Genomic DNA, 22,147 nt, shown 5'->3' with positions numbered 1-22,147 from the left:
GGAGGGCTTTTCATGAAGAGTTTGCTTGCATGTCTCGCACTGATGATCGCTGGAATTGCAACCGCTTTATTTATCGGATTCCATGATCATACAGGCAATAAAAAGATTGTTTATGATGACGACCAGGAAGGCCTGCAGGATCAAATCGTGTTTAAATTCAGCCACGTGGTTGCTGAAAATACGCCAAAAGGGCTGGCCGCCAATAAATTCGCTGATCTGGTGAACGAAAAATCAGGCGGGAAAATAAAAATAGAAGTATTTCCGAATGGAAGCCTGTACTCGGACATTGAAGAAATTGAAGCATTGCAAAACGGCGATGTTCAATTTATCGCCCCCTCCACATCGAAGCTCGGCATGCTCTCGCCTGAATGGGGAGTGCTGGATCTGCCGTATGCATTTACAGATTACAACGCCGTCAAAAAAGGGTTGAACGGAAGCATCGGCACACAGCTGTTTGATTCTCTAAAGAAAAACCAATTAAAAGGACTGGCCTATTGGACGAACGGCTTTAAGCAAATCACAACAAATCAAGGGCCGGTCAAAACACCGGATGATTTAAAAGGGCAGGATCTGCGCATTATGCAAAGCGATGTGATTGAGGATCAGTTCAAGCTGCTTGGCGCAACACCTCATCAGGAATCCTTCAATTCTACCTTTCAGCTGTTAGAAAACAATGTAGTCGATGGCGAAGAAAATACAATTTCAAACATCTATTCTAAAAAATTTTATAATGTTCAGGACTATTTGACAATAAGCAGCCACGGTTATCTCGGCTACGCTGTCATGACTGATGAACACTTCTGGAAGGCGCAAACACCAGAAACAAGACGCATTTTGACTGAAGCGATGAAGGAGACGACCGAGTGGAATGAAACGTATGCCGAACAAATGAACAAGGAGCAGCTGGAAGAAATCAAAAAGAATTCTGCTATACATATTTATGAGCTGTCAGATAAAGAGAAAAAAGAATGGATGAAGCGTCTTGACCCTGTTTACCGGCAGTATGAGCCAATCTTTGGCCGGGAGCTGATCCGGGAACTGTTGGAGCTGCGAATAGATTCATAGTTCCTATCTCGATACGCTGTTTTTCGTTTATCTTTCTATCGATCGGAAATATAAAAAGAGATAAACGAAAAGGAGATGGGTACATGTTTAAGCACACAAAAATGCTGCAGCATCCTGCTAAACCAGATCGTCCAGATCCATTATTCGCTAAAAAAATGCAAGAAATTTTAGGCGGGCAATTCGGAGAAATTTCAGTTGCCATGCAGTACTTATTTCAAGGCTGGAACACAAGAGGAAATGAAAAATACAAGGACTTGCTGATGGATACGGCAACTGAGGAGCTCGGGCATGTTGAAATGATCGCAACGATGATTGCCAGACTTCTTGAGGATGCCCCTCTTGATCAGCAGGAAAAAGCTGCTGAAGATCCGGTCATCGGCTCCATCCTAGGCGGCATGAACCCTCACCATGCGATTGTATCAGGACTTGGCGCCATGCCGGAAAGCAGTACAGGCGTACCTTGGAGCGGCGGTTATATCGTAGCAAGCGGAAACCTGCTGGCAGACTTCCGCGCCAACCTGAATGCAGAATCACAGGGCCGTCTGCAGGTCGCACGCCTGTTTGAAATGACGGATGACAAAGGCGTCAAAGATATGCTCAGCTTCCTGCTGGCGCGTGACACAATGCACCAGAACCAATGGCTTGCCGCCATTAAAGAATTAGAAGCACAGGAAGGTCCGGTTGTGCCGGGTACCTTCCCGAAAGCGCTCGAAAAACAAGAGTTCTCACATCAGCTTATCAATTTCTCTGAAGGCGAAGAAAGCGCCAAGCAAAACTGGCTGAATGAAAAAGCGCCAGACGGAGAAGCCTTTGAATATGTGAAAGAGGCAAAAACGTTTGGAGAAAAACCGGAGTTAAAACCAGCACCGCCTTATGTTCATAATACACTTCCGGGACGCGAGTAAAGAGACAAGCCCAAAACATGATGTTTTGGGCTTTGATTATGCCTTCAGAACCGTCCAGTTTGGTTCGTACCGGATATCGGGGTTATGTAACAGATCGTGAACGAACGGTTTATCCTCTTCGGACACCGTCACCTCTATCGAAAGAATTACAGCCTTCTGATCGTTTTCCTCGTATATGCTGTCATGTTCGTTCTCCATAAAATGATCATAGGCTTCTCTGTTTTCCCATACACTGATGATTTCTGCGGTGAGCGGCTCGTCTATCGTTTTTCGCCAGCCGCCGGCCTGTTTGATAAAGCCGCTTATATGCGATAATGCTCCCCACTGTGACTGCGCTTTTGCAAATGCTTCAGCGTTTGCAGCGTCTACTTCACATATCATCTTTTTGATTAGCATGGCTGCTCCTCTATGATGACGGTTTTGGCTTGTTTATGCTCCACACAGAGATTTACCGTTCTGACGTAAGAGCGTGTGCGGTGAACCGTGCCTTTCGGGATCAGCAGGCTGTCATTTGCTTTGAGCACCGCGGTTTCTTTGTCCTTAAAATCGATCAGCAGCTCCCCTTCAAGAACAATAAACAATTCGTCTGAGTCAGGGTGATGGTGCCAGTCATATTCTCCCGTAAACACCGCAAGGCGCACGCAGTGGTCGTTGACCTCTGAGATTGAAAAATTGGCGTGCTTTTCTTTGACTTCATTTGCGATGGCGAGCAAGTTTTGCATCTTGGACATTAGCGAAAACCCCTTTTTCACTTATTGTATCGCAATAGTGGCATAAATTGAGAAGATTCCAAAAAAAAGCGATCCAGCTGATGTGCCGGATCGCTTTTTTATTTACAGGTTGTCTGCCTTTATGCTTTTGATTAGTCGTTGTTGCGGGCGTTTCCGCCTTTTGAGCCAATTTCTTGGTAGAATTCTTTATCATGATTTTTGCTTGTTGCCTCTCCGCCTTTTCGGCCGATTTCTTGATAGAATTCTTTATCATGATTTTCGCTAGTGGCTTCTCCGCCTTTTTCACCGATTTCTTGATAGAACTCTTTGTCATGGTTCTTGCTAGTGGCTTCTCCGCCTTTTTCGCCGATTTCCTGATAGAATTCTTTGTCATGGTTTTTGCTGGTGGCTTCTCCGCCTTTTTGACCAATCTCTTGATAGAATTCTTTGTCATGGTTCTTGCTTGTTGTTTCTCCGCCTTTTCTACCTGCTTCTTCTCTGCTCATTTTGTTATTGTCTGCCATTTTGAATTCCTCCTTTAATTGGTGTTGGTTGTTGTATTCCCGCTCACAATTCTTTTAAACAAACAAAACACATTGGGTATGTTTCCACTAAAAAAAGCAGGCGGATCGCGGTGTCCGTCTGCTTTCTGCTATTCCATCTCTCGTTCTGTTTCTTTCAGTCGTTCAAGAATGCGCCTCTTTTTGTACAGCATCATGCCTGTCTCGGTAATGTCGTTTAATGTTGAGCGATTGGCAGCGGCGCCAAAAACCATTCCGGCAACCGGCACCATCTGGAAAAGTTTTTTCCAGCCAAACGTGTCTCGATAGCCCAAAACGACTTCTCGCCAGCCTTGGATTTGAGAAGCGACATTCTTATATGTACGGTCTTGATCGTAGTGTTTTAATTCCTGCAAAATCGATCTTTTGCCGACAACATCAGCCGACGTCAGCTGCAGGCATTTCACAATGAAGACGCGTTCTTTTTTCTCCTTTGGGTCATAGCCGTATGCGACTGCGATATCCTGTAATGTTTTTAGTGATAAGCCAAGCACTGCCGGAATGTCTGCCGCCAGCGTAAACACGCCGCCCACACCGGTTGTCGCGCCTTGAACGGTTGCTGCGTTGGTTCTGTTTTTGCCCATTCCTTCCGCAATTTCATCCATGACAGGAAGAGGCGCTTTCCGGATGTCCTCCAGCGATTCAAAGATCTCCTCCGGCAGTTTCTTTTGAAATATCCTGATAATCTGTTTTTCAGATGTCAGGTACTGTCCGCCTGTTTGAATAAAGCTGCCGACCTCATCCAAGAGCTTGCCGATCTTTTTCTGGATGAATTCCGGTGTCAGCTTGTCCAGCAGCTGAAACGGGAGACGGCTGAGCTTTTCCCAAAACCAGACTTTTTGCTGATCTTTTTCCCATTTCTCTATCTCTTTTAATTGCTGATGTAAGTCTTCTTTTCGTTCCGTTGTCACCCAAACCGCACTTCCCTTCCGTTTTTTCTACTATATAGTATACCTTCATTTTTTCGGATGCGTTTTTATTTTTCACCTGCGGGTACCATTTTTATAAAAGGAAAAGGAGTGATGGACATGCCTTGGTCGATGAAGGATTATCCTGCTTCATTAAAAAATCTTGAGAAGCCGGTGAGAAAAAAGGCGATAGACATTGCGAATGCGATGATTGATGAAGGCTATGAGGAAGGGCGCGCGATTCCAATTGCGACAAGCAAAGCGAAGGAATGGGCGGAAAACGCCTCTACAGATGAAATTGATGATTTCCTGACGCATGATGATGAGACAGAACGCGATGCTGATCCAAGCAGCGGCAGCGGCCCCGAGCTCATGAATAAAGCAGAGCATGTTATTAAGCATAAAAAAGGCTGGGCAGTCAAAGCCGAGGGCGCCAAACGTGTGTCTGAAATCAAAGATACAAAGAAAGAAGCGATTGAACGGGCAAAGGAAATCGCGGCGCATAAAGGCACTGAGGTCATTGTTCATTTAGCTGACGGCAGTGTGCAGAGAAAGATTAAAACAGGATCATAAAGGAATATGCTTTTAGGTGTTTCGAAATGATCAGGAGCGGTTATTGATTGGTAAATCATTTATGAGAGGTGATCATGATGCTTAGCTTTTTGGTTTCATTAGTTGTTGCAATTGTTATCGGATTAATTGGGAGCGCCATTGTAGGAAACCGGCTGCCGGGAGGAATTTTCGGCTCTATGATTGCCGGGCTGATCGGCGCTTGGATCGGGCACGGACTTCTTGGCACATGGGGACCGAGCCTCGCCGGCTTTGCTATTTTCCCGGCCATCATCGGGGCAGCCATCTTCGTGTTCTTGCTGGGCCTTATATTCCGCGGGCTGCGGAAGGAAGCCTAGACTCGACTCATTAGATACAGGAGGCATCGTTTCGAACTGAAACGATGTCTTTTTATATGGGACCTTATCCCGAATCCCTACATATCATGTTACATAACAGGGAAAAATTCAGAAGTGTATTTTAAACATTTTCGGTTGACAAGAAACCGGGATGGTCATATGATGTAGATAAAATAATTTGCCTTAAGGAAACTCTTTGTTGTACGGCAAAAACAAACAGAATTCAGGTGAGACATGATGAACAAGGACATCACAGCACAATCTCCCCGTTCCAAAGCCGTCCAAGATGCGCTTGACGGGAAAATCAGAGGATTCAGAGGGCTGCTCCCTTTTCTCGGCCCTGCATTTATAGCAGCCATTGCCTATATTGATCCCGGCAACTTCGCAACGAATATTTCGGCGGGTTCTAAATACGGATATATGCTCTTATGGGTGATATTATTTTCCAATATCATGGCGCTTTTAATTCAATCCCTATCCGCCAAACTCGGTATTGCGACAGGCAAAAATCTGCCTGAGGTTGCCCGTGAAGAATTCCCGAAGCCTGTCTCGATCGGATTATGGATTCAGGGCGAGCTTGTCATTATCGCAACTGATCTGGCGGAATTTATCGGAGCGGCTCTGGGACTGTATTTGCTGTTCGGCATTCCGATGCTTGAAGCGTCTATTATAGCTGCGATCGGTTCTTTCGCGATATTGGAGCTTCAGCGCCGCGGTTATCGCTCACTTGAAGCCGGTATTGCCGGTATGCTGTTTGTGGTCGTGATCGCCTTTGCGCTGCAGACCTTTTTCGCAAAACCTGATGCCGTGTCAGTGATGAAGGGCCTTTTTGTCCCGGCGTTTCATGGCACCGACAGTGTGCTTCTTGCAGCGGGTATTCTTGGCGCAACTGTTATGCCGCACGCCATTTATTTACACTCTGCCCTTACACAGCGGCGGGTGGTTGGCAAAACTGATGCAGAACGGAAAAAAATCTTTAGGTTTGAATTTATTGATATTTTAATAGCGATGCTGATTGCAGGGGCTATTAATGCAAGTATGCTGATTGTGGCTGCCGCATTATTCTTCAAAAACGGCCTGTTTGTTGAGGATCTCGACGTCGCATTTCAGCAATTCGGACATCTTGTCAGCCCTATGTCTGCGGCTTTGTTCGGGATCGGGCTGCTCGTTGCCGGTCTATCCAGTTCGTCTGTCGGCACACTTTCAGGCGACGTGATTATGCAAGGATTTATCAACTACCGCATTCCGCTGTATGTACGGCGTTTTATCACGATCATTCCGCCGATCTTGATCATCGCGTCAGGTGTTAATCCGACGACCGCTCTCGTACTGAGCCAGGTCGTGCTGTCCTTCGGGATCGCCTTTGCCCTCATTCCGCTTATTATGTTTACAAGCAATAAACGGATCATGGGATCTCTGATCAACGCCAAATGGGTCACAGTAGTGTCTTGGCTGATTGCTGTATTGATCGTTGCTTTGAATGTGTTTTTAATTGTAGATACGTTTCGATAAAAAAACCGGCTTCTAAAGCCGGTTTTTATTTCTCCGCAAAAGCTCATTGATACCCTTTTTGACAGAAATTTGTTATGATAGAAGAAAAATCGGAGTTTTGATGATGTCAGTATTTATTCTGTTTTATTTGTGGATTGTTCCTATTGTTATCGGCATTTTATGTTCTGTTGCTGCCCATAGATCCAAGGGAAAAATGAGAGTCGCGCCCGGCATTGCCATGATCGTGCTCAGTATTATTTCCCTAATCACGGCGTTTACGGCCGGACACACAAATTTCCACGTGTTTATCGGCGGCATGTTTTTATTCGGCACCTTCTTGGTCGGTTCTGCTTTTCCTTTCTTCTTCGGGCTGAAGAAAAAAGAAAAATAACCCTATTATGAGAAGAGGTCTGTAAGATTTTATAAGAATAAACATACAAGGACAAATGCATCTTGCTTTGAAACAAGATGCATTTGTTCTTTTGTCTGTTTCGAGTATGGCGAAATCAGTTCCTAATACATATACCGATCATTTTATGAATTCAAACGTGTTATAGCTGAAAATACGTTTGTTTCCAACAAAAAACAGAGGCCTTTTGGGGCCTCTGTTTTTTTAGAATAACCGTTTCAAACTTTTCTTCAGTGACGGCATTTCAAATTTTTGGTTTTCGAAGAAGTTTTTCAGCATGTACTTGCTAAAACCTTTCGCCTGCCCGTAGGTGATTTTGCCAGGAAGCGGCGGTTCGTTTCCAATCATGACATCCACTACGACCGGTTGGTCAGATTGCAGCGCCTCATGGAAAGCCGGCGCAAGCTCTTCCGCTTTGGTCACTTTGATGCCCTTTGCTCCGCAGCTTTCTGCAAATGCGGCATAGTCGACATTTTGAAGTTTTGTGACATAGTCGATATTGCCTTTGACCTGCTGCTCGTACTCAATCATGCCGAGATTTTCGTTGTTTAAAATGACGACTGTGATCGGGAGCTTATATTTGACGGCGGTCGGAAGGTCCTGCATGACCATGGAAAATCCCCCGTCACCGCAGACGGCGATCGCCTGGCGTTCCGGTTCGGACAAGCTTGCTGCAATCGCTCCCGGCAGGCCACAGCCCATTGTCGCAAGCCAGCTGGAGACGATGAAATCCTGGTTCGCGTTCATTTTGAAATGACGCGCCATCCAGACTGTCACAGTGCCGACATCTACAGAAAGCACCGCATCATCGGCTGCCGCTTCCTGAAGACGTGCCACGACCTGCTGAGGTTTAAGCGGTGTTGTTGCCTCTGTCTCATCTTTTTCAATTTCGTTCCACCAATGCTGCATATGTTCTGTGCAGGCATTCAGGAATCTTCTGTCTTCCTTGCGTTCAATATACTCTGTCAATTCGCGCAGACCGAGAGCCGAATCGCAGACAAGGCCCGCTGTCACCGGATACCGTTTTCCGATTTTTGCCGGGTCTGAATCGAGCTGTATCGCCGGTGTGTCATCAGGCAAATAATCACGATACGGGAATGACGTTCCGAGCATGATTAATAAATCACATTCCTCCATTGCCTCGTAAGCCGGCTTTGTTCCAATCTGACCGAGGTTGCCGAGAAAATGCGGGTGCTTATCGGGAACAACACCCTTTGCCGGGAGTGTAACAACGATCGGAGCGGCGGCTTTGTCCGCAAATTCTAAGAGCTCACGTTTCGCCTTTTTCATTCCCTGCCCTGCCAGGATAATCGGCTTCTTAGCATTATTAATATATTGGGCGCAGGTGACGAGCTGTTCTTTTTTCGGTTCAAGGTTCCCTTCAATATACACTGGTGAAGTATACACGGGCTCCCGTTTGATTTTCTCCGCAAACAAATCATCTGACACGCTCAATACCGCAACGCCTTTTTTGCTGTAGGCGGTCCTGATCGCCTGATTTAAGAGATCCGGAAGTGATTCCGCGCTATGTACCTCTCTGTTGAACACGGCCACGTCCTCAAACATTTGCTCCAGCTTGATCTCCTGGAAATAGTCCCGTCCGACTTCGCCAGAAGAAACCTGTCCTGCAATCGCCAGCACAGGGGCGCCGTCGGCTTTAGCATCATATAAACCATTTAATAAGTGCACCGCTCCCGGCCCTGCGATTGACAGACAGACTCCGATCTTGCCGGTGAGTTTTGCTTCAGCCGCGGCTGCCAGTGCCGCTACCTCTTCGTGGCGGGTTTGAATGAACTTCAGTTGATTTCTTTCGTGTCTTAATTCTTCGATAAACTCATTTATACTGTCTCCGGGGATGCCGTATACATGATCAACTCCCCATTGCTCAAGCAGCTCTGTCATTGCTTGTCCTGCAGTTTTGTGTGCCATAACGTATCCTCCTTTTTCCTTTTTTCAATACCACAGGAGAAAGGCTTTAAAACCCGGAGACCTGAATCACTTGCCCAGTCTTCTTTTCAACAGGTCGATCGCCGCGAGCAACCCTCTATCCTTGACGGTGACATTTACATCTTGAGCGCCATTCTTGAAATCATTGATCTGCCTTTTTCGGTTCGGCACCATAAAAAGCGGCAAACGCTCCGGGGAAACCCACTTTAATCCCGCTGTCTCTGTGCCGTCAGCCACTGCTTGTCCGCCTGTTATGCTTCCGAAAAACACATGCTGTTCATCTTGAAACTTTGGCCTTTGGTAAACACCTATTTTCGCAGAAAGCGCTGCATTGTATCCCGTTTCTTCCAATATCTCCCGCACTGCCGCTTCCTCAGCCGATTCCCCGGGATCAACCCTGCCGCCCGGCAAATCCCATAGAGGGACATCTTTTCGTTTCATCAGCAGAATTTGCTGACTTTCGTTCAATACGATCACAAAAGCACCTTGTGTATACACCGCCATACCTCCTTTTCCAACAAAAAAGGACCAAGGTGATTCCCTTGGTCCTAGAGCTTTACTTTTTAAAATGATACGGCAGTGTGGCAACCATTATGTCCTTTTTCCAGAACAGCCGGACTCTGAGGAGGAAGGCCGATTGGTTGTGAAGGATGGTGTGCCAGCGTTTTTTCGTTATAAATTGCGGAAACAGCACCATAACGGAAAACTGCTCCTTCTTCGCTTTTGCCTCAACTGTTTCCAAAAACTTATCAAACGGATGGACAAGGCTTCTGTACGAGGAGTGAAGCGTAACGAGACGCACTCCGTTATTAAGCTCTTCCCAGCGTTTTTCGAATTTCTTTTCCTGTTCTCTGTCAAATGACACGTGAACGGCGATCACTTGATCGGACAGTGATTTCGCATAGTGAATCGATTTTTGCACGACGGTGGTGACACCGGCCACAGGCACAATCACAACGGTGCCTTTGATTTCTTCCGGCTCTTTGTCTACGATGCGAAGCTGTTCACCAACCGCTGTATAGTGATTTTTAATCGCAAAAAACAGCAAAACGACGATAGGCATAAAGATTAACACAGGCCATACGACATTAAACTTCGTCACAAACAGAATGGATAGAACCATAAACGATATCAGAGCGCCGCAGGAGTTGATCAGCATTTTTCCGATCCAGCCTTTTGGTTTTTGCTTGATCCATTTCATGCACATGCCGGTTTGTGAAAGCGTAAATGGAATAAATACGCCCACAGCATATAACGGGATTAAGTGCTCCGTCTGTCCTCCGAATAAGATAATGAGAACAATGGAGGCAAAGCCTAAAAAGATAATCCCATTTGAGAAGCCTAAGCGGTCGCCCCTGACAGTAAACATTCGCGGCATATACTGGTCTCTCGCCAGGTTGAAGGCAAGCTGCGGGAAGGCTGAAAATCCCGTATTTGCCGCAAGGACCAAAATAAGCGATGTGACACCTTGGATGACATAGTAGAACACATTCCGCCCAAAGGTTTCGGACGCAATTTGTGAAACCACTGTTTCATCAGGTTTCGGCGCCGTACCATACCCGTACGCGAGAACCGTGATGCCGGAAAACAGAATCGCCAGCAAAATCCCCATCATCGCAAGCGTTCTTGCCGCGTTTCGCGCAGGCGGGTTTTTGAATGCAGGAATCGCATTAGAAATGGCCTCAACCCCGGTCAACGCTGAGCATCCGGAGGAAAAAGCCTTAAGCAGCAAAAACAGCGTAATGCCGGCTACAGGTGTGCCGAGCGGTGTATGATGGGCTGGCTGGTCAATTTGCCCCGTCATGAGTTTAAACAACCCGACTGCAATGAGAACCAAAAGCGCCACCACAAACAGGTAAACCGGATAGGCAAGAATCGATGCCGATTCCGATAGCCCGCGCAGGTTCAAAATCATAATCACTAACACGAGAAAAATAGCGATCGGCACATGATAATCATGCAATGCAGGAAAGGCTGACGTGATGGCATCCGTGCCTGCGGAAATACTTACCGCTACTGTTAAAATATAATCAACAAGCAATGAACCGCCCGCAATCAATCCCGGTTTTTCACCGAGATTTTCTTTAGAAACGATATACGCCCCGCCGCCCTGCGGATAAGCGTAAATAATTTGCCTGTATGAAAGAATCAGTGCGAGCAGCAAGATGAGAACGCCAACCGCAATCGGAATGGAGTACCAAAATGCGGCTGCACTGATTGTTGCCAAAATGATTAGAATTTGTTCTGTCCCATATGCGACAGATGACAGCGCATCTGAGGAAAGCATAGCCAAGGCTTTTAATTTCGTCAGTTTTTGCTCTCCAGCTGCTTGGGATTTTAGTGGTTTCCCAATCAAAAAACGTTTGATTGAATGATACATCGATGTCTTCCCCTTTTAATTTCTCATTTTTCAATTAAAACAATAAAACATCAGTGTCTTGCTCTCACATGTTGATGATAGTCCTTTCTGCTATGATGTCTCTGTATGCGATTTGCATTCAAAAATGAACAACAAAAAACACAGAGGCAAACGGATGCCCCTGTGCCATAACATCGAACACAGGTTTCATTCATCTCCTCTCACGAACGCTTACGAGGTTAGCTGACGGATTCGGGCATATGAGAGTTAGCCCTACCTAAAAAGGATTCACCCCAACGGCAAAAAGCCGTTCTATTGGGTCCCCCGCTCTGATTTCAGATTAAGCGATTTGTTTTCTAAAAGAGATCATACTCCCGTTCCCGCACGTTGTAAAGAGGCTTATTGGCTGAGAGAAAAAAATAAAATGACAGGTTCCACAAATGGAATTTACTTACCAAAAATAAAAAACAGAGGCTAAAATCGCCTCTGTTTTATTCTGTATCTGTCTTTCTTTTTCTGCGTCTTACGGCAATCCAAATGAACACTGCCGCAATCACCATAATGAGTGCCAGCACACCAATATACATCCATTTCTGGCTATGATCCTGTGTTGGTTGTTCTGCATCGGAACTGTTTGTTTCCGATTTGAGCTGCTGGTGGTTTGTAAACACCTGCTGGCTATTTGTTTCATTAAGGACGGTTGCCGACTCATCGTTGCTGTTCAGATAACTGATGATCTCTTTTGTGACAGCCGCGCCATCTCCTTTTGACGGTGCAAAGACAGCCATTGTATAGCGTGAATCCCAAACCGATGCTTGGGTAAATACCACTTGTTTTGTCGTCTCATTTAGCATCTCGAAACTAGATACATCAAACGAGCCGTTCTTTTCCTGCGGCACAAGCAGATCTGATGATTTCTCCTTCAGAAGAGAAAATTGATTGATCCCCCCTATGAAAATGAGGTTTCGTCCTTTCGCATCCTTTGCTGTAACGTCAGATGATTTCTTTACCGTATATGAATGCTGTGCTTCGCTGCCAAAGGATTCTGTTACGAGAGAAAGCTCCTCTAGCTTCGATTGGCTTACGGTGTCAGGAAGCACGATTAACGTTGTTTGATCCTGGTTTCCGGCGTAAGGCAGCGGCCACTCTTGAAAATCCGCTGACGGGGACATGCCTTTGATGGCGTATGATAATGTACTGTTTTTATCGATAAAAACCCACTTTTCTTCATCAGTGGTGTTACAAGGGTTGTTTTCCTTTAAACCGGTCGTGACGAACTGAATATCAATGTAGCGGTTTTTTTGCAGCAGCTTAGGGTCCACTTTCACTGTGACATGATAGAATCCGTTTTTATCTTCTTTTCCTAATTCATCAAGCCGGACCGAGTGCGGCTGGCCGTTGATCATCACTTTCAGTTCTGCAGCCTGAGAGGCTGACTCGTTTTCAGCCGTTGAGGCCTGAATCGTTTCAGACTTTTTCAGTTTAAGCGACAGCTTCGCCGATTGGTTTTCATCTAAAACAGCCGAAGCCGGATAAAAATAATGTGCTGAAGATGTTTTGTCGGCTCCAATTGTGATATCACCCGCTCCAAAATTCTCAAGGGTCAGCATATCGCTTTCTTTTTTTTCAGTCTGCTGAAGCTTGCTGATTGAAAGTGTATCGCCGCTGAGCTGGCCTGTATATGTCTGATCTGTCATCACGCTGATTTTTTTAGTGAGCGCGTCCTCGGACGCCGCTTGCGCAAACAGAACCGGCTGCTGTTTGCCCTCTGCTTTCAGCACCCGCTCCGCAAGCAGAAGGTTTTCTCCTTTTGCCTGTAGCCCAGCTTGTTTCAACAGTTTTTTCACTTTGCCGTTCCAATGCTTGTCCACGCCGATAACAATCGTCGGCTTATCGATTTTTTTCAGTTCAGATTCCGTGACATACGCAATACTGACACTGCTGTCCACCGTTTTCAAATAGCCTTCTGTTTTAACAGCAGCTTCTATTTCTGCTGAACTTGGGTTATCCGGAATGACGATAGCTGTTTCTTCCGCTGTATTTCCAGATTGGGCGAAAGGATACGGATAATGGTCCAGCGACGTTCCCTTCGCTTCACTGCTGTCAGCAAGTGTCAGCCGGCTGTCCGGATAAATTTTGATCCAGTTGCCTGATGTATCCTGTCTGACGCACACGCCCTCTTTCATTACGCCGTAGAATTTCAGCGATACGTTGTGATAGCCTTGCGCAGACTGGCTTTTATTCAGATTCAGCTTCACTGTTTTCCGTTTGGAATCACCATCAAGCTTTAACGTCTTGACCGGTTCATCATCAATGACAGCCGTTAACGATGATGGAGAAATTAAAAGATTTGATGCCTCGTATTCGATTACCAATTGCTGATTGCCCGAAGAGGCGCCTGCCGGGATCTGATACGTCAGCTCTGCGCTGTCTTTTGATTCATACAGTGTAATCAGCTCGCTTGTCAGCACCTGCTGTTTGGCTTGTTCTTGGCTGCTTTTCCCGAGGAGCGAACCGCTGACCTGTACCTCTTTGGCAAGAGCTGTTTGTCCAGTCATCGCCAGCAGCATGAAGCTTGTGAGAAAAATCATTATTTGTTTCAAAAAGGTCACCCGCTTTTATGTTGATTGTATCGTTCTGTCTTGTACCATTTGACCTCTTGCTTGAATAAACGGTGCTTGATTTCTACGAATAAAGAGTAGATAACAAGCACAATCCATGCCTGCGAGTATGTGAAGTACATGAGAAATACGATAAAAAAGTTTTGCTTGTTCATTTCTGTTTTTTCAATGCTCAACGTAATCATGACCTCTGTCATAAATAAGAAAAACGCCAAAATCCAGAGAATCATTGCCAAAAATCCAACAGACAAATGCAAATCATAAAACAAATTCACTACAAAAATCGCATTTGACATGATCACGCCAAAGAAAAACAGGAAGTACGTAAAGAAAAAATAAAACAAATCAAAGATAATCCGTTTTCGTTTCAGCTTAAAAAACTGCGCCAAAAATTTGAGCACGACATATTGATTGCCGCGCGCCCATCGGGTGCGCTGGCGCCACCATACCTTCCATGTTTCCGGTTCCTGCTCCCACGTGATGGCGGCAGGGAAAAAGCGGATGTGATAGCCGAGATTATATACCCGGATGGTCAGCTCAGTATCCTCAGCGAGCGCTTTGTCATCCCAGCCTCCGAGCTTTTCGATAATGCTTCTGCGGATCGCGAAGTTGGTACCTGGGATCGTGGCGATTTTGAACCACTTCCATCTGCCTCCCTGAGCCATCCACTGAAAACAGATCGTTTCGATATTAATAAACCTCGTCAGCAGCGTCTTCGCTGCATTGATGACGCGGAATTTCCCTACCACGGCGCCTGCCTTTTCGTCATTCATCAGGCCGAGCACGAGGTAATACACGGCCATTTTCTCAGGCGTGTTGTCGGCGTCATACACACAGATCACATCGCCGTTTGATTCGGCAAAACCTGAGTTAAGTGCAGAGGATTTTCCTTTTCCTGCATTTGGCGGCTTCGTAATCACCATTTTGATGAAATCGTATTTCTCGGAAAATTCATTGACGATATCACCCGTCCGGTCTGATGAATTATCATTAACGACGATAATCTCCAGCCGGTCCTTCGGATAATAAAGGTTGACCATCGCCTTCAGCGTCTGCCGAATCACAACCTCTTCGTTATGCGCCGGGATGAGGACGCTGACCTTCGGCAGTTCCTTCATATTTTCTCTCCACTTCGGGATATTCCGTTCGAAGGTCATATAGTGGCGAAACCCGCCCTGCATGAGGAACATGTGGTAGAGAAGCATAACCCATATTAAACTTAGCGAGATAAAGAACAGCGTATTACCCAAGGCTTCTTCTCTCCTTAAAAATTCGTTTTTTCAATGTGGCTCTCAAGTAAAACGTATAACTGACAAACATGATGACAAATAAGAGCACAACAGCGGAGAGAATCCATAACGCCTTTTCCAGCGGGGTTTGGCGATGATGATCGAAAAACTCGTCAATGGCGCTTACGCCGTTTTTCACCTGAATCGTTCCGTCACCGCTTGTATGAATTTCCACTTTGTCTGTTTTGACGGTTTGTTTCGTTTTCTTTAAATCAAGCCATTCACTGTCTGGAATGCGTTCCATCTGATCAACCAGCTCCGGCAGATATTTCATCCCGAGGTACGGGTGATAAAATCCTCCGGCTACTCCGCCTTCAAAATCAATCATCTGGGAGATGTGCTCCTCCATCTCACCGAGCGGGTTTTGCTTCGATGTGTCGACAAAGCCGATCGTTTCCGGATAAAGCGTCATTCCGTGCAACATCGAAGGAGCAGTCACAAACGGAGGTGCACCGGATGTTTTCCATGTTGTGCTGCTGAGCTGGACCTGGCCGAAAATGCTTGTAAAATACTGCGAGGCGATTTGATAGCCATAATCGGACATCGTGTAATGCGGCGCTTCAAACGCCAGCGGGTAAAGACCCGATGATGTCAAATCCTCAATGGCACGCGTCAGTTTTTGTTTTGTATACGTTTCTTCCTTTTCCCGAAATGGTTCGAGATAGCTGTGATAGGCTTGTTCGTTCGGGAAGTCCTGTTCTTTCTCCAAAATGGACGGGGGGTCTTCGGCATTTCCGGATGTAATCGGCTGATCCGCCTTTGCATCCCAAAATTCAAAGCCCTCTCCTGTTTCACTGTAGCGATAAGCGTGAGTATAGCCGTGAACAATGATACTGCCGCCCATGCTTTGCAGCTTCTTCAGCACCTTGACCATCTTCGGTTGATCAGACAAATACACTTTGTCGCCTGTTTCCGGATTCAAATAAACCGGAATGACCGCCAGGATAAAAGGAATATGCCGCTTATGCAGGTATGTACCGGCTTGAAGCAGCAATTTTTCATCAGACATCGGGCTGATATCCTCGAGACGCAAATACAATAACGTCGTCCCCGCCTTCTCTCCGAAAGCTTCTCTGAGCTGTTTCGCCACGATCAAATTGTCATTTAACAAATTTGTTAATCCAATGTACACATTCCCTTTTTTTGTTTTCCATATAAAAGAATGCGTTGTGCCGTCATCGGCTTTGAAGGTGTAAAGCGCCGTTCCTTTCAGGCCTGATACACTCAGCACGTTAAGCCCGCTTTCCAGAGACACATCGGCCTTTTCCGACCTGCTGTGAACCTGAAACACATTTTCTTTGCGGGCTAATGAAAGACCGGAAAATTGGCTGATTTGGCCTGCGTTATAGCCAATGGCGACAACCGGTTTTTTTACGCCGCTGATAAGAGACAGCAGTTTTTGGCTGAGCTTTCTTTTCGTTTGGCCGTAATAAATCACATGGTCTTTCCCTTTGAAATCCGACGCTTCAACGTCTGAATCTTTTTTGACTGTCACATGGGATGTAAAGTGGCCCGCAAGCAAATCGAGCATTTTGACTTGTGACGACTCTTTGCCGTCCAAAGTTGAGTAGATGATGAGAATGCCGGCATCCTGATCTTTCGCTTGCGCAGAAACGGGAAAAGACGCAATAGCTAAAAAAAGAAGCATCATGACGCATAGCAATGTGATTCCTTTATAGTTCATTCATCATCATCTCGTTTTCCAGTTCTTCTAAAAATTGATCAGCTGTTTTGATATCGTTGCTGTAGGGCAAATAGCAAACGTGGAACGTAAGCGACACATACTTTCCATTTTCCAGCTGATATGTATCCAATTGTTTCTTCAGCTTGGTCAGAACGGCCGGCATATGTTCAGCAGGCGTGTGCGTCAGCACGATCCCGATACGCTCGTCAGAGGGACGGAATTTCTTATCCGTTTCCCGAACGCTTGTCCTGATTTGCTGACCGACATATTGGAAGAGGCGGTCCGTTTCTTTTTCACCGTACAAAGACTTAAACTCTTTGAAATAATGCATATGGAGCAGCAAAAACACAAAAGAATTGCCGTAGCGCTCCACCCGCTTGATTTCTTCTGAAAGTTCCAGCTTCATCCTTTGCTTGTTATCAAAACCAGTCACTCTGTCAACAGCAACATAGCTTTTGATTTCGGATTGAAGCCGTGTCATTGAGCGCCGAAGCTCTGCTGTAATATCGTGGATTCTTCCAGAAATAAAAGAAAACAGCAAAAGCGCGATTCCCCACACGACAAGCATTCGCAGCCCTTCCTCAGCCGGAAAGAGCGATGTCTGTCCAGTCTGGAAAAACATCATTAAGGTGCCGAGAACAAAGAGTACGATTAAGGTCACTGCCAGCGCGTAAATCGGGCCGAACCAAATGCCTGCGGCGATGACGCCAAATGTGATGCAAAGGATCAGAGCACCTTCTGATTGCTGGGCTGACACATAATAAATAAACAAAGACAGGGCCGCGATGAGCCCTGAAAAATAAGCAAATAATTTTTGTGATTCACTGAATGATATTTTCATTAAAAAGCTTCCTTTCGGCTAACAGCGGCAGCAGATTGTCAAATGAATGCGTCTGAGTGCCGCTCATATAGCCTCCATAATACGATTTCACCGGATCATGAATTTCAAAGTCATTCATTCTGTCATATATGGCTTTGATGACAGAACTGTTTTCATGCTGTTTTGTCAAAAACAATACGGCTAAGGCATATACGGATGGAGACTCATATTGGACGGCAGGCTCCTTCGTATCTGCCGAATACCGCCCGTACAGCTTTCCGTTTTTCTGAAATTCCTGCTTGATCCAGTCCGCTAAAACAGATGCTTTTTCATCCCCTTCCGGCAAATGCCAAGCAGCGTAAAGCTGATCAATCAGGTTGATTTCACTATCATATGTGTATTCCTTCGTCTCCGAGCTGTATGTCTTCGGCAGAAAGCCATTTTTTAAAGGAGCTGAATAGAGAACATTGGCATTCCGCTGTTCTGTTTCTTCGTCTATGATTCCATTCTTCTTTAAGACAGCTAAGGCATCAGGCATGACGTATGAAAGCGTCACATCCTTTGAAGCGGACTGTGAGTCGTAAAAGTCTGTAAAAAACCCGTTGTTCATATTGTATGTCTTCAAAGACGTGCCGATATCCCTAGCCGTTTGCGCGTAGTCGCTGCGGCCCCATTTTGCGGCGGCTTGGTCAAGAGACAGCATAATTCTCATATCATCTATCAGCGCATTCGTCCCGCTCGCTTGGCCATTTTGAATCTTCCACGTCACCAAGTGATTGCTCATCAGAAATGAATCAGTCAGATGCTGATATTGATCCTGGAAATGTGGTGCGTCATTTTTGCTGAGCAGAAACTCCATCCACAGTCCGAGAGATTCCGACAAGTAAGAAGGCTGGTCTGAAAAATCGGTTTTGATCAGCCCTTTGTCATTCATTAAATTGTGATAGATGAAATATTCCGCCGGCTGGAGCGGGCTGGCATTCACTTCTGTCGCCGACTGATTTTGGGTCTTGTTTCCAGCTTCAGCACACCCTGCGGAAAGTCCGATAGATAAGAAGAATAAGATGACAGCAATTAGTACATGCCTCACAGGCAAATCCCCCTTTGTCGCCTGAAGCAAATCAGACGCTCACAAATAGTTATAGACGTAAATATGACTGCCATGTTACAAAGTACATTTACTATAAAAGAAAAAAATGCAGATTGCTAGCTTTTTTTCCCCTTTTTGAACATTAAGAAAACAGGACCTAAGTCCAATAAAAAACCTGTGCGATAGGCACAGGTTTTTTTATTATTTATCCAAACCGAGTTTTTTCAGCTGTTCTGCCAGCGCGTTGTTAATCGGCTCATCTTTATTTTGTTTTTTCATATAAGAGGATACGTCCCGTTTGGTAGCACGCGCTTTGTCTTTGTTTTTTCGTTTTTCAAATACAGAGAGCTTTTCACGGTGACCGCACACACACGCAAAGGTTTGGCCCTCGCCTTGGCCGCGAAGCTCCATTCTTTTATGGCAGTTCGGGCAGCGTGCGTTTGTTTTTCGGGCAATCGTTTTTCTGCTTCCGCATTCACGATCTTGGCACACGAGCATCGTCCCGCGTTTGCCGTTTACTTTCAGCATCATTTTGCCACATTCCGGACATGCCGTTCCCGTAATGTTGTCATGTCGGAAGGTTTGGCTGCTGTTTTTGATTTCTTTTACCGTTTGGTGAGCGTAAGCCTTCATATCTTTAATAAAAACAGCCGATTTCAATTTGCCGGCCGCGATCGCAGACAGCTTTTGCTCCCATTCTGCTGTTAAGGCCGGTGATTTCAGATCCTCCGGAACAAGCTGCAGGAGCTGTTTTCCTTTAGAAGTGATAAAAATATCTTGGTTTTTTTTCTCGATTAAAAAGCTGTTGAACAGTTTTTCAATAATGTCGGCACGCGTTGCCACCGTGCCGAGGCCGCCTGTTTCTCCAAGCGTTTTGACGAGGCCTTTTTCTTCTCCCTGCATAAATGCGCTTGGGTTTTCCATCGCTGACAGCAAGGTCCCTTCATTAAAGCGGGCAGGCGGCTTCGTTTGGCCGCTTGTTTCAGTTAACGTGCGGACGGCAAGTGTGTCGCCTTTTTGAAGCGCAGGAAGTGTCTGGTCTCTGTCATCCTCCTGCTCATCATCCTCATCCGCCATATCATAAACGGCTTTCCACCCTTGCGATTGCACGGTTTTGCCTTTCGCCGTAAAGGTTTCTCCGCCGATTTCTGCGATGACCTTTGTTTCCTCATATTCGAATGCAGGCATTAATACAGCAAGGAAACGTTTCGCAATCAGGTCATACAGCTTTCGTTCTTTATCACTCAGACTGCTGAGAACGAGCGGCTCTTCGGTCGGGATAATCGCGTGGTGGTCTGACACCTTCGCGTCATTGACATATCCTTTATGAGATTTAATGCCGCGTTTTTTAATTTGGCTGACATATTGGGCATACGGTTTTACTTCCATGCCTTCCAGACGGTCTTTTAACGTTGGGACGATGTCACTGGATAAAAATCTAGAGTCCGTCCGCGGATATGTGACGAGCTTATGCTGCTCATATAGCTTCTGCAGTACAGAAAGCGTTTCTTTAGCAGAAAAACCGAAGCGCTTGTGGGCGTCACGCTGCAGCTCCGTTAAATCATAAAGCGCAGGCGCAAAGCTTTTTTTCGCTGTTTTTTTCAGCTCAGCTACGACCGCTTGCTTTCCTTGGAGATTTTTTAGCAGACGGCTTGTTACATCTTGATTGAACGTTCTCGTCTGCTTTGATTTCTTATCCTGCCACGTCAGCGTCATGCCGTCGACTGCAGCACGGATGCCGTAATACGGAACGGGCGTAAACGCTTGAATGTCTGCCTCGCGCTTTGCAATCATGGCAAGCGTCGGAGTCTGCACACGCCCGCATGAGAGCTGGGCATTGAATTTTGTGGTAAGTGCACGGGTGGCATTGATCCCCACAATCCAATCCGCTTCCGCTCTGGCGACGGCAGAATGGTACAGGTTTTCATATTCTTTGCCGCTGCGCAGCTTTTGAAAACCTTCCTTGATCGCTTTATCCGTCACAGATGAAATCCACAGCCGCTTGATTGGTTTTCGGACATTCGCTTTCTCAATGATCCAGCGCGCAACAAGCTCACCTTCCCGGCCTGCGTCAGTCGCGATGACAATCTGATTGACGTCTTTACGGGTAAGCTGGGATTTGACTGCATTGAACTGCTTTCCGGTTTTTTTTATCACCACAAGCTTCAAGGGTTCTGGGATAATCGGCAGATCCTCTAGGCGCCATGATTGAAATTCTTTTCCGTAGCCTTCCGGATCAGCAAGCGTCACCAAATGGCCTAAAGCCCAGGTCACAATATATTGATCACCTTCGAGATAACCGTTTCCTTTTTTATGGCACTTCAGCACCCGGGCTAAATCCCGGCCGACTGAAGGTTTTTCAGCTAATACAACTGTTTTTGACATGCTTGATCACTTCTCTTTCTTTCGCGCTCATCCTGTTATTATAACAGACTTCGCGCGGCACTCTCTAACCGCGCCCGTTTTTCGTGTCAATTTCTGAGAAAATGACGTGAGTGACGGTTTGCGCGTAGGGCGATGTTTTGTTAATGAAATCTTCTACCGCTTCGAGGCTTTCGGCATTGATTTTCAGCATATAGCAGGCTGCACCCGCAATCCGGTAGCAAAATTCAATATTCGGCAATGTTTGAATATAGCTTTTGAACCGCTCATAATCCGCGTTTTTAACGGTTGCTTCCACAATGCAGGAAACGGGAAGCCCCAGTTTTTTCTGGTCGACCTCCAGCGTGTATTGCTTGATGATGCCAAACGATTCAAGCTGTCTTACCCGTTCTGTTACAGATGGTGGCGACAGCTTAATTTTTCTGCCTAATTCCCTCATCGACAAACGGCTGTCCTTCTTCAGCTCCTCAATGATATTCAGATCAATCTGGTCAAGTTTCATTTCAACATCCTTCTTTTTTGATTTTGTACACATTATCTCGGGTATTTTTGTAAATGACAAGTACAGTTCCCTAGAAAAGGCATGTAAAAATGAATGTTTTCCGAACATTTTTTAAAAGCTGTCATATGCCCCCCCAGATTGTTTATAGTATAAAATGAAAACGTGTCCACAAGGAGGGCGATTTATGCTGCAAACGCCGATCGGAAGACTTCGCACGATGGGTTTTATTGAAGGAATGTCACTCTTAATCCTGTTGTTCATCGCTATGCCGCTTAAATATTGGGCAGGCCTTCCGCTTGCGGTGACAATTGTCGGTTCGGTTCACGGCGGGTTGTTCATTTTGTATTTGCTTGTCTTGGCTTATGCAACCTTCTCTGTCAAATGGCCGCTGAAATGGTCAGCTGCCGGCTTCGTCGCCGCTTTCGTCCCATTCGGAAATTTTTTGTACGACCGCGGATTAAGGAAATATAAATAAGGGAACGCAAAAAAGGCTGGAT

22 protein-coding genes and 1 riboswitch are annotated in these 22,147 nt (G+C 45.9%); of the genes, 8 read left to right on the top strand and 14 right to left on the bottom strand.

Features of this window, described 5'->3' with window-relative positions:
* Positions 1-12: 12 nt before the first annotated feature.
* Together dctB and CW370_RS16470 are read left to right on the top strand one after the other, a co-directional pair.
* Complete coding sequence (dctB, locus tag CW370_RS16475) at positions 13-1,065, top strand: C4-dicarboxylate TRAP transporter substrate-binding protein DctB (RefSeq protein ID WP_038428380.1); 1,053 nt, start codon at positions 13-15, stop codon at positions 1,063-1,065.
* A gap of 83 nt (positions 1,066-1,148) precedes the next feature.
* A complete protein-coding gene (locus tag CW370_RS16470) occupies positions 1,149-1,970 on the top strand; it encodes a manganese catalase family protein (RefSeq protein WP_024572055.1) in 822 nt (273 codons plus the stop codon).
* Between the two features lie 36 nt (positions 1,971-2,006).
* Here the strand turns inward: CW370_RS16470 and CW370_RS16465 are convergent, their stop codons facing one another.
* From CW370_RS16465 to CW370_RS16450, 4 genes are all read right to left on the bottom strand, one after another.
* Positions 2,007-2,366, bottom strand: coding sequence for a YdbC family protein (locus CW370_RS16465; RefSeq protein ID WP_101169828.1), 360 nt, complete (start codon positions 2,364-2,366; stop codon positions 2,007-2,009).
* The gene (locus CW370_RS16460) at positions 2,360-2,701 is read right to left on the bottom strand and encodes a cupin domain-containing protein (protein ID WP_017697014.1); all 342 of its coding nucleotides are present in this window, start codon (positions 2,699-2,701) and stop codon (positions 2,360-2,362) included. The genes CW370_RS16465 and CW370_RS16460 overlap by 7 nt, the downstream gene beginning before the upstream one ends.
* A 131-nt stretch (positions 2,702-2,832) precedes the next feature.
* Positions 2,833-3,204: a glucose starvation-inducible protein GsiB gene (gene gsiB / locus CW370_RS16455; protein WP_003246542.1), complete on the bottom strand. Its 372-nt coding sequence runs from the start codon at positions 3,202-3,204 to the stop codon at positions 2,833-2,835.
* Positions 3,205-3,332: 128 nt separating this feature from the next.
* A complete protein-coding gene (locus CW370_RS16450; protein WP_101169827.1) occupies positions 3,333-4,151 on the bottom strand; it encodes an EcsC family protein in 819 nt (272 codons plus the stop codon).
* Between the two features lie 117 nt (positions 4,152-4,268).
* Here CW370_RS16450 and CW370_RS16445 point away from each other — a divergent pair, with 117 nt between their 5' ends.
* From CW370_RS16445 to CW370_RS21610, 5 genes are all read left to right on the top strand, one after another.
* Positions 4,269-4,721, top strand: a complete 453-nt coding sequence (locus tag CW370_RS16445; RefSeq protein ID WP_003246574.1) for a DUF2188 domain-containing protein — start codon at positions 4,269-4,271, stop codon at positions 4,719-4,721.
* Between the two features lie 77 nt (positions 4,722-4,798).
* Positions 4,799-5,056, top strand: a complete 258-nt coding sequence (locus CW370_RS16440; RefSeq protein ID WP_003246519.1) for a GlsB/YeaQ/YmgE family stress response membrane protein — start codon at positions 4,799-4,801, stop codon at positions 5,054-5,056.
* 234 nt (positions 5,057-5,290) lie between these two features.
* Positions 5,291-6,568 (top strand): Nramp family divalent metal transporter, encoded by a 1,278-nt coding sequence (locus CW370_RS16435; RefSeq protein ID WP_032680356.1) that lies wholly within the window; start codon positions 5,291-5,293, stop codon positions 6,566-6,568.
* 103 nt (positions 6,569-6,671) lie between these two features.
* Positions 6,672-6,938, top strand: coding sequence for a hypothetical protein (locus tag CW370_RS16430; RefSeq protein WP_021481716.1), 267 nt, complete (start codon positions 6,672-6,674; stop codon positions 6,936-6,938).
* A gap of 55 nt (positions 6,939-6,993) precedes the next feature.
* Complete coding sequence (locus CW370_RS21610) at positions 6,994-7,104, top strand: hypothetical protein (RefSeq protein ID WP_234398226.1); 111 nt, start codon at positions 6,994-6,996, stop codon at positions 7,102-7,104.
* A 56-nt stretch (positions 7,105-7,160) separates the two neighbouring features.
* Here CW370_RS21610 and CW370_RS16425 read toward each other — a convergent pair whose 3' ends face one another.
* From CW370_RS16425 to lrpC, 10 genes are all read right to left on the bottom strand, one after another.
* Positions 7,161-8,885 carry a pyruvate oxidase gene (locus CW370_RS16425; RefSeq protein ID WP_024572684.1) on the bottom strand — a complete coding sequence of 575 codons (1,725 nt, stop codon included), beginning with the start codon at positions 8,883-8,885 and terminating at the stop codon, positions 7,161-7,163.
* A 66-nt stretch (positions 8,886-8,951) separates the two neighbouring features.
* Positions 8,952-9,401: an 8-oxo-dGTP diphosphatase MutT gene (gene mutT / locus CW370_RS16420; protein ID WP_029946252.1), complete on the bottom strand. Its 450-nt coding sequence runs from the start codon at positions 9,399-9,401 to the stop codon at positions 8,952-8,954.
* A 58-nt stretch (positions 9,402-9,459) separates the two neighbouring features.
* Positions 9,460-11,283 carry a potassium transporter KimA gene (gene kimA, locus CW370_RS16415; protein WP_021481720.1) on the bottom strand — a complete coding sequence of 608 codons (1,824 nt, stop codon included), beginning with the start codon at positions 11,281-11,283 and terminating at the stop codon, positions 9,460-9,462.
* Between the two features lie 192 nt (positions 11,284-11,475).
* A riboswitch (cyclic di-AMP (ydaO/yuaA leader) is annotated at positions 11,476-11,619 on the bottom strand.
* Positions 11,620-11,753: 134 nt separating this feature from the next.
* Positions 11,754-13,865: a cellulose biosynthesis cyclic di-GMP-binding regulatory protein BcsB gene (locus tag CW370_RS16410; RefSeq protein ID WP_101169826.1), complete on the bottom strand. Its 2,112-nt coding sequence runs from the start codon at positions 13,863-13,865 to the stop codon at positions 11,754-11,756.
* A gap of 5 nt (positions 13,866-13,870) precedes the next feature.
* Positions 13,871-15,133, bottom strand: a complete 1,263-nt coding sequence (locus CW370_RS16405; protein ID WP_003246697.1) for a glycosyltransferase family 2 protein — start codon at positions 15,131-15,133, stop codon at positions 13,871-13,873.
* Positions 15,126-16,835 carry a DUF2334 domain-containing protein gene (locus CW370_RS16400; protein ID WP_080262663.1) on the bottom strand — a complete coding sequence of 570 codons (1,710 nt, stop codon included), beginning with the start codon at positions 16,833-16,835 and terminating at the stop codon, positions 15,126-15,128. The genes CW370_RS16405 and CW370_RS16400 overlap by 8 nt, the downstream gene beginning before the upstream one ends.
* Positions 16,836-16,845: 10 nt before the next feature.
* On the bottom strand, positions 16,846-17,697 hold the full coding sequence (gene epsK / locus CW370_RS16395; protein ID WP_024573012.1) for a cyclic-di-GMP receptor EpsK: 852 nt from the start codon (positions 17,695-17,697) through the stop codon (positions 16,846-16,848).
* Positions 17,678-18,766, bottom strand: coding sequence for a hypothetical protein (locus tag CW370_RS16390; RefSeq protein WP_024573011.1), 1,089 nt, complete (start codon positions 18,764-18,766; stop codon positions 17,678-17,680). The genes epsK and CW370_RS16390 overlap by 20 nt, the downstream gene beginning before the upstream one ends.
* Positions 18,767-18,967: 201 nt before the next feature.
* Positions 18,968-21,151, bottom strand: coding sequence for a DNA topoisomerase III (locus CW370_RS16385; RefSeq protein ID WP_101169825.1), 2,184 nt, complete (start codon positions 21,149-21,151; stop codon positions 18,968-18,970).
* A gap of 64 nt (positions 21,152-21,215) precedes the next feature.
* A complete protein-coding gene (gene lrpC, locus CW370_RS16380) occupies positions 21,216-21,650 on the bottom strand; it encodes a transcriptional regulator LrpC (RefSeq protein ID WP_003246585.1) in 435 nt (144 codons plus the stop codon).
* A gap of 184 nt (positions 21,651-21,834) precedes the next feature.
* Between lrpC and CW370_RS16375 the strand changes: the two genes are divergently transcribed.
* On the top strand, positions 21,835-22,125 hold the full coding sequence (locus tag CW370_RS16375) for a DUF3817 domain-containing protein (RefSeq protein ID WP_014478869.1): 291 nt from the start codon (positions 21,835-21,837) through the stop codon (positions 22,123-22,125).
* Positions 22,126-22,147 lie beyond the last annotated feature (22 nt).

It is taken from the genome of Bacillus sp. SN32 (assembly GCF_002837495.1).
Classification (GTDB): domain Bacteria; phylum Bacillota; class Bacilli; order Bacillales; family Bacillaceae; genus Bacillus; species Bacillus subtilis.
This window is presented reverse-complemented; position numbering and strand designations above follow the sequence as displayed.

Coding starts and splice junctions, on each gene's coding strand:
- kimA (WP_021481720.1), bottom strand. CDS start 11,283: ATGTATCATTCAATCAAACGTTTTTTGATTGGGAAACCACTAAAATCC.
- CW370_RS16375 (WP_014478869.1), top strand. CDS start 21,835: ATGCTGCAAACGCCGATCGGAAGACTTCGCACGATGGGTTTTATTGAA.
- CW370_RS21610 (WP_234398226.1), top strand. CDS start 6,994: ATGCATCTTGCTTTGAAACAAGATGCATTTGTTCTTTTGTCTGTTTCG.
- CW370_RS16385 (WP_101169825.1), bottom strand. CDS start 21,151: ATGTCAAAAACAGTTGTATTAGCTGAAAAACCTTCAGTCGGCCGGGAT.
- CW370_RS16440 (WP_003246519.1), top strand. CDS start 4,799: ATGCTTAGCTTTTTGGTTTCATTAGTTGTTGCAATTGTTATCGGATTA.
- lrpC (WP_003246585.1), bottom strand. CDS start 21,650: ATGAAACTTGACCAGATTGATCTGAATATCATTGAGGAGCTGAAGAAG.
- epsK (WP_024573012.1), bottom strand. CDS start 17,697: ATGAAAATATCATTCAGTGAATCACAAAAATTATTTGCTTATTTTTCA.
- gsiB (WP_003246542.1), bottom strand. CDS start 3,204: ATGGCAGACAATAACAAAATGAGCAGAGAAGAAGCAGGTAGAAAAGGC.
- CW370_RS16460 (WP_017697014.1), bottom strand. CDS start 2,701: ATGTCCAAGATGCAAAACTTGCTCGCCATCGCAAATGAAGTCAAAGAA.
- dctB (WP_038428380.1), top strand. CDS start 13: ATGAAGAGTTTGCTTGCATGTCTCGCACTGATGATCGCTGGAATTGCA.
- CW370_RS16425 (WP_024572684.1), bottom strand. CDS start 8,885: ATGGCACACAAAACTGCAGGACAAGCAATGACAGAGCTGCTTGAGCAA.
- CW370_RS16465 (WP_101169828.1), bottom strand. CDS start 2,366: ATGCTAATCAAAAAGATGATATGTGAAGTAGACGCTGCAAACGCTGAA.
- CW370_RS16470 (WP_024572055.1), top strand. CDS start 1,149: ATGTTTAAGCACACAAAAATGCTGCAGCATCCTGCTAAACCAGATCGT.
- CW370_RS16445 (WP_003246574.1), top strand. CDS start 4,269: ATGCCTTGGTCGATGAAGGATTATCCTGCTTCATTAAAAAATCTTGAG.
- CW370_RS16435 (WP_032680356.1), top strand. CDS start 5,291: ATGATGAACAAGGACATCACAGCACAATCTCCCCGTTCCAAAGCCGTC.
- CW370_RS16430 (WP_021481716.1), top strand. CDS start 6,672: ATGTCAGTATTTATTCTGTTTTATTTGTGGATTGTTCCTATTGTTATC.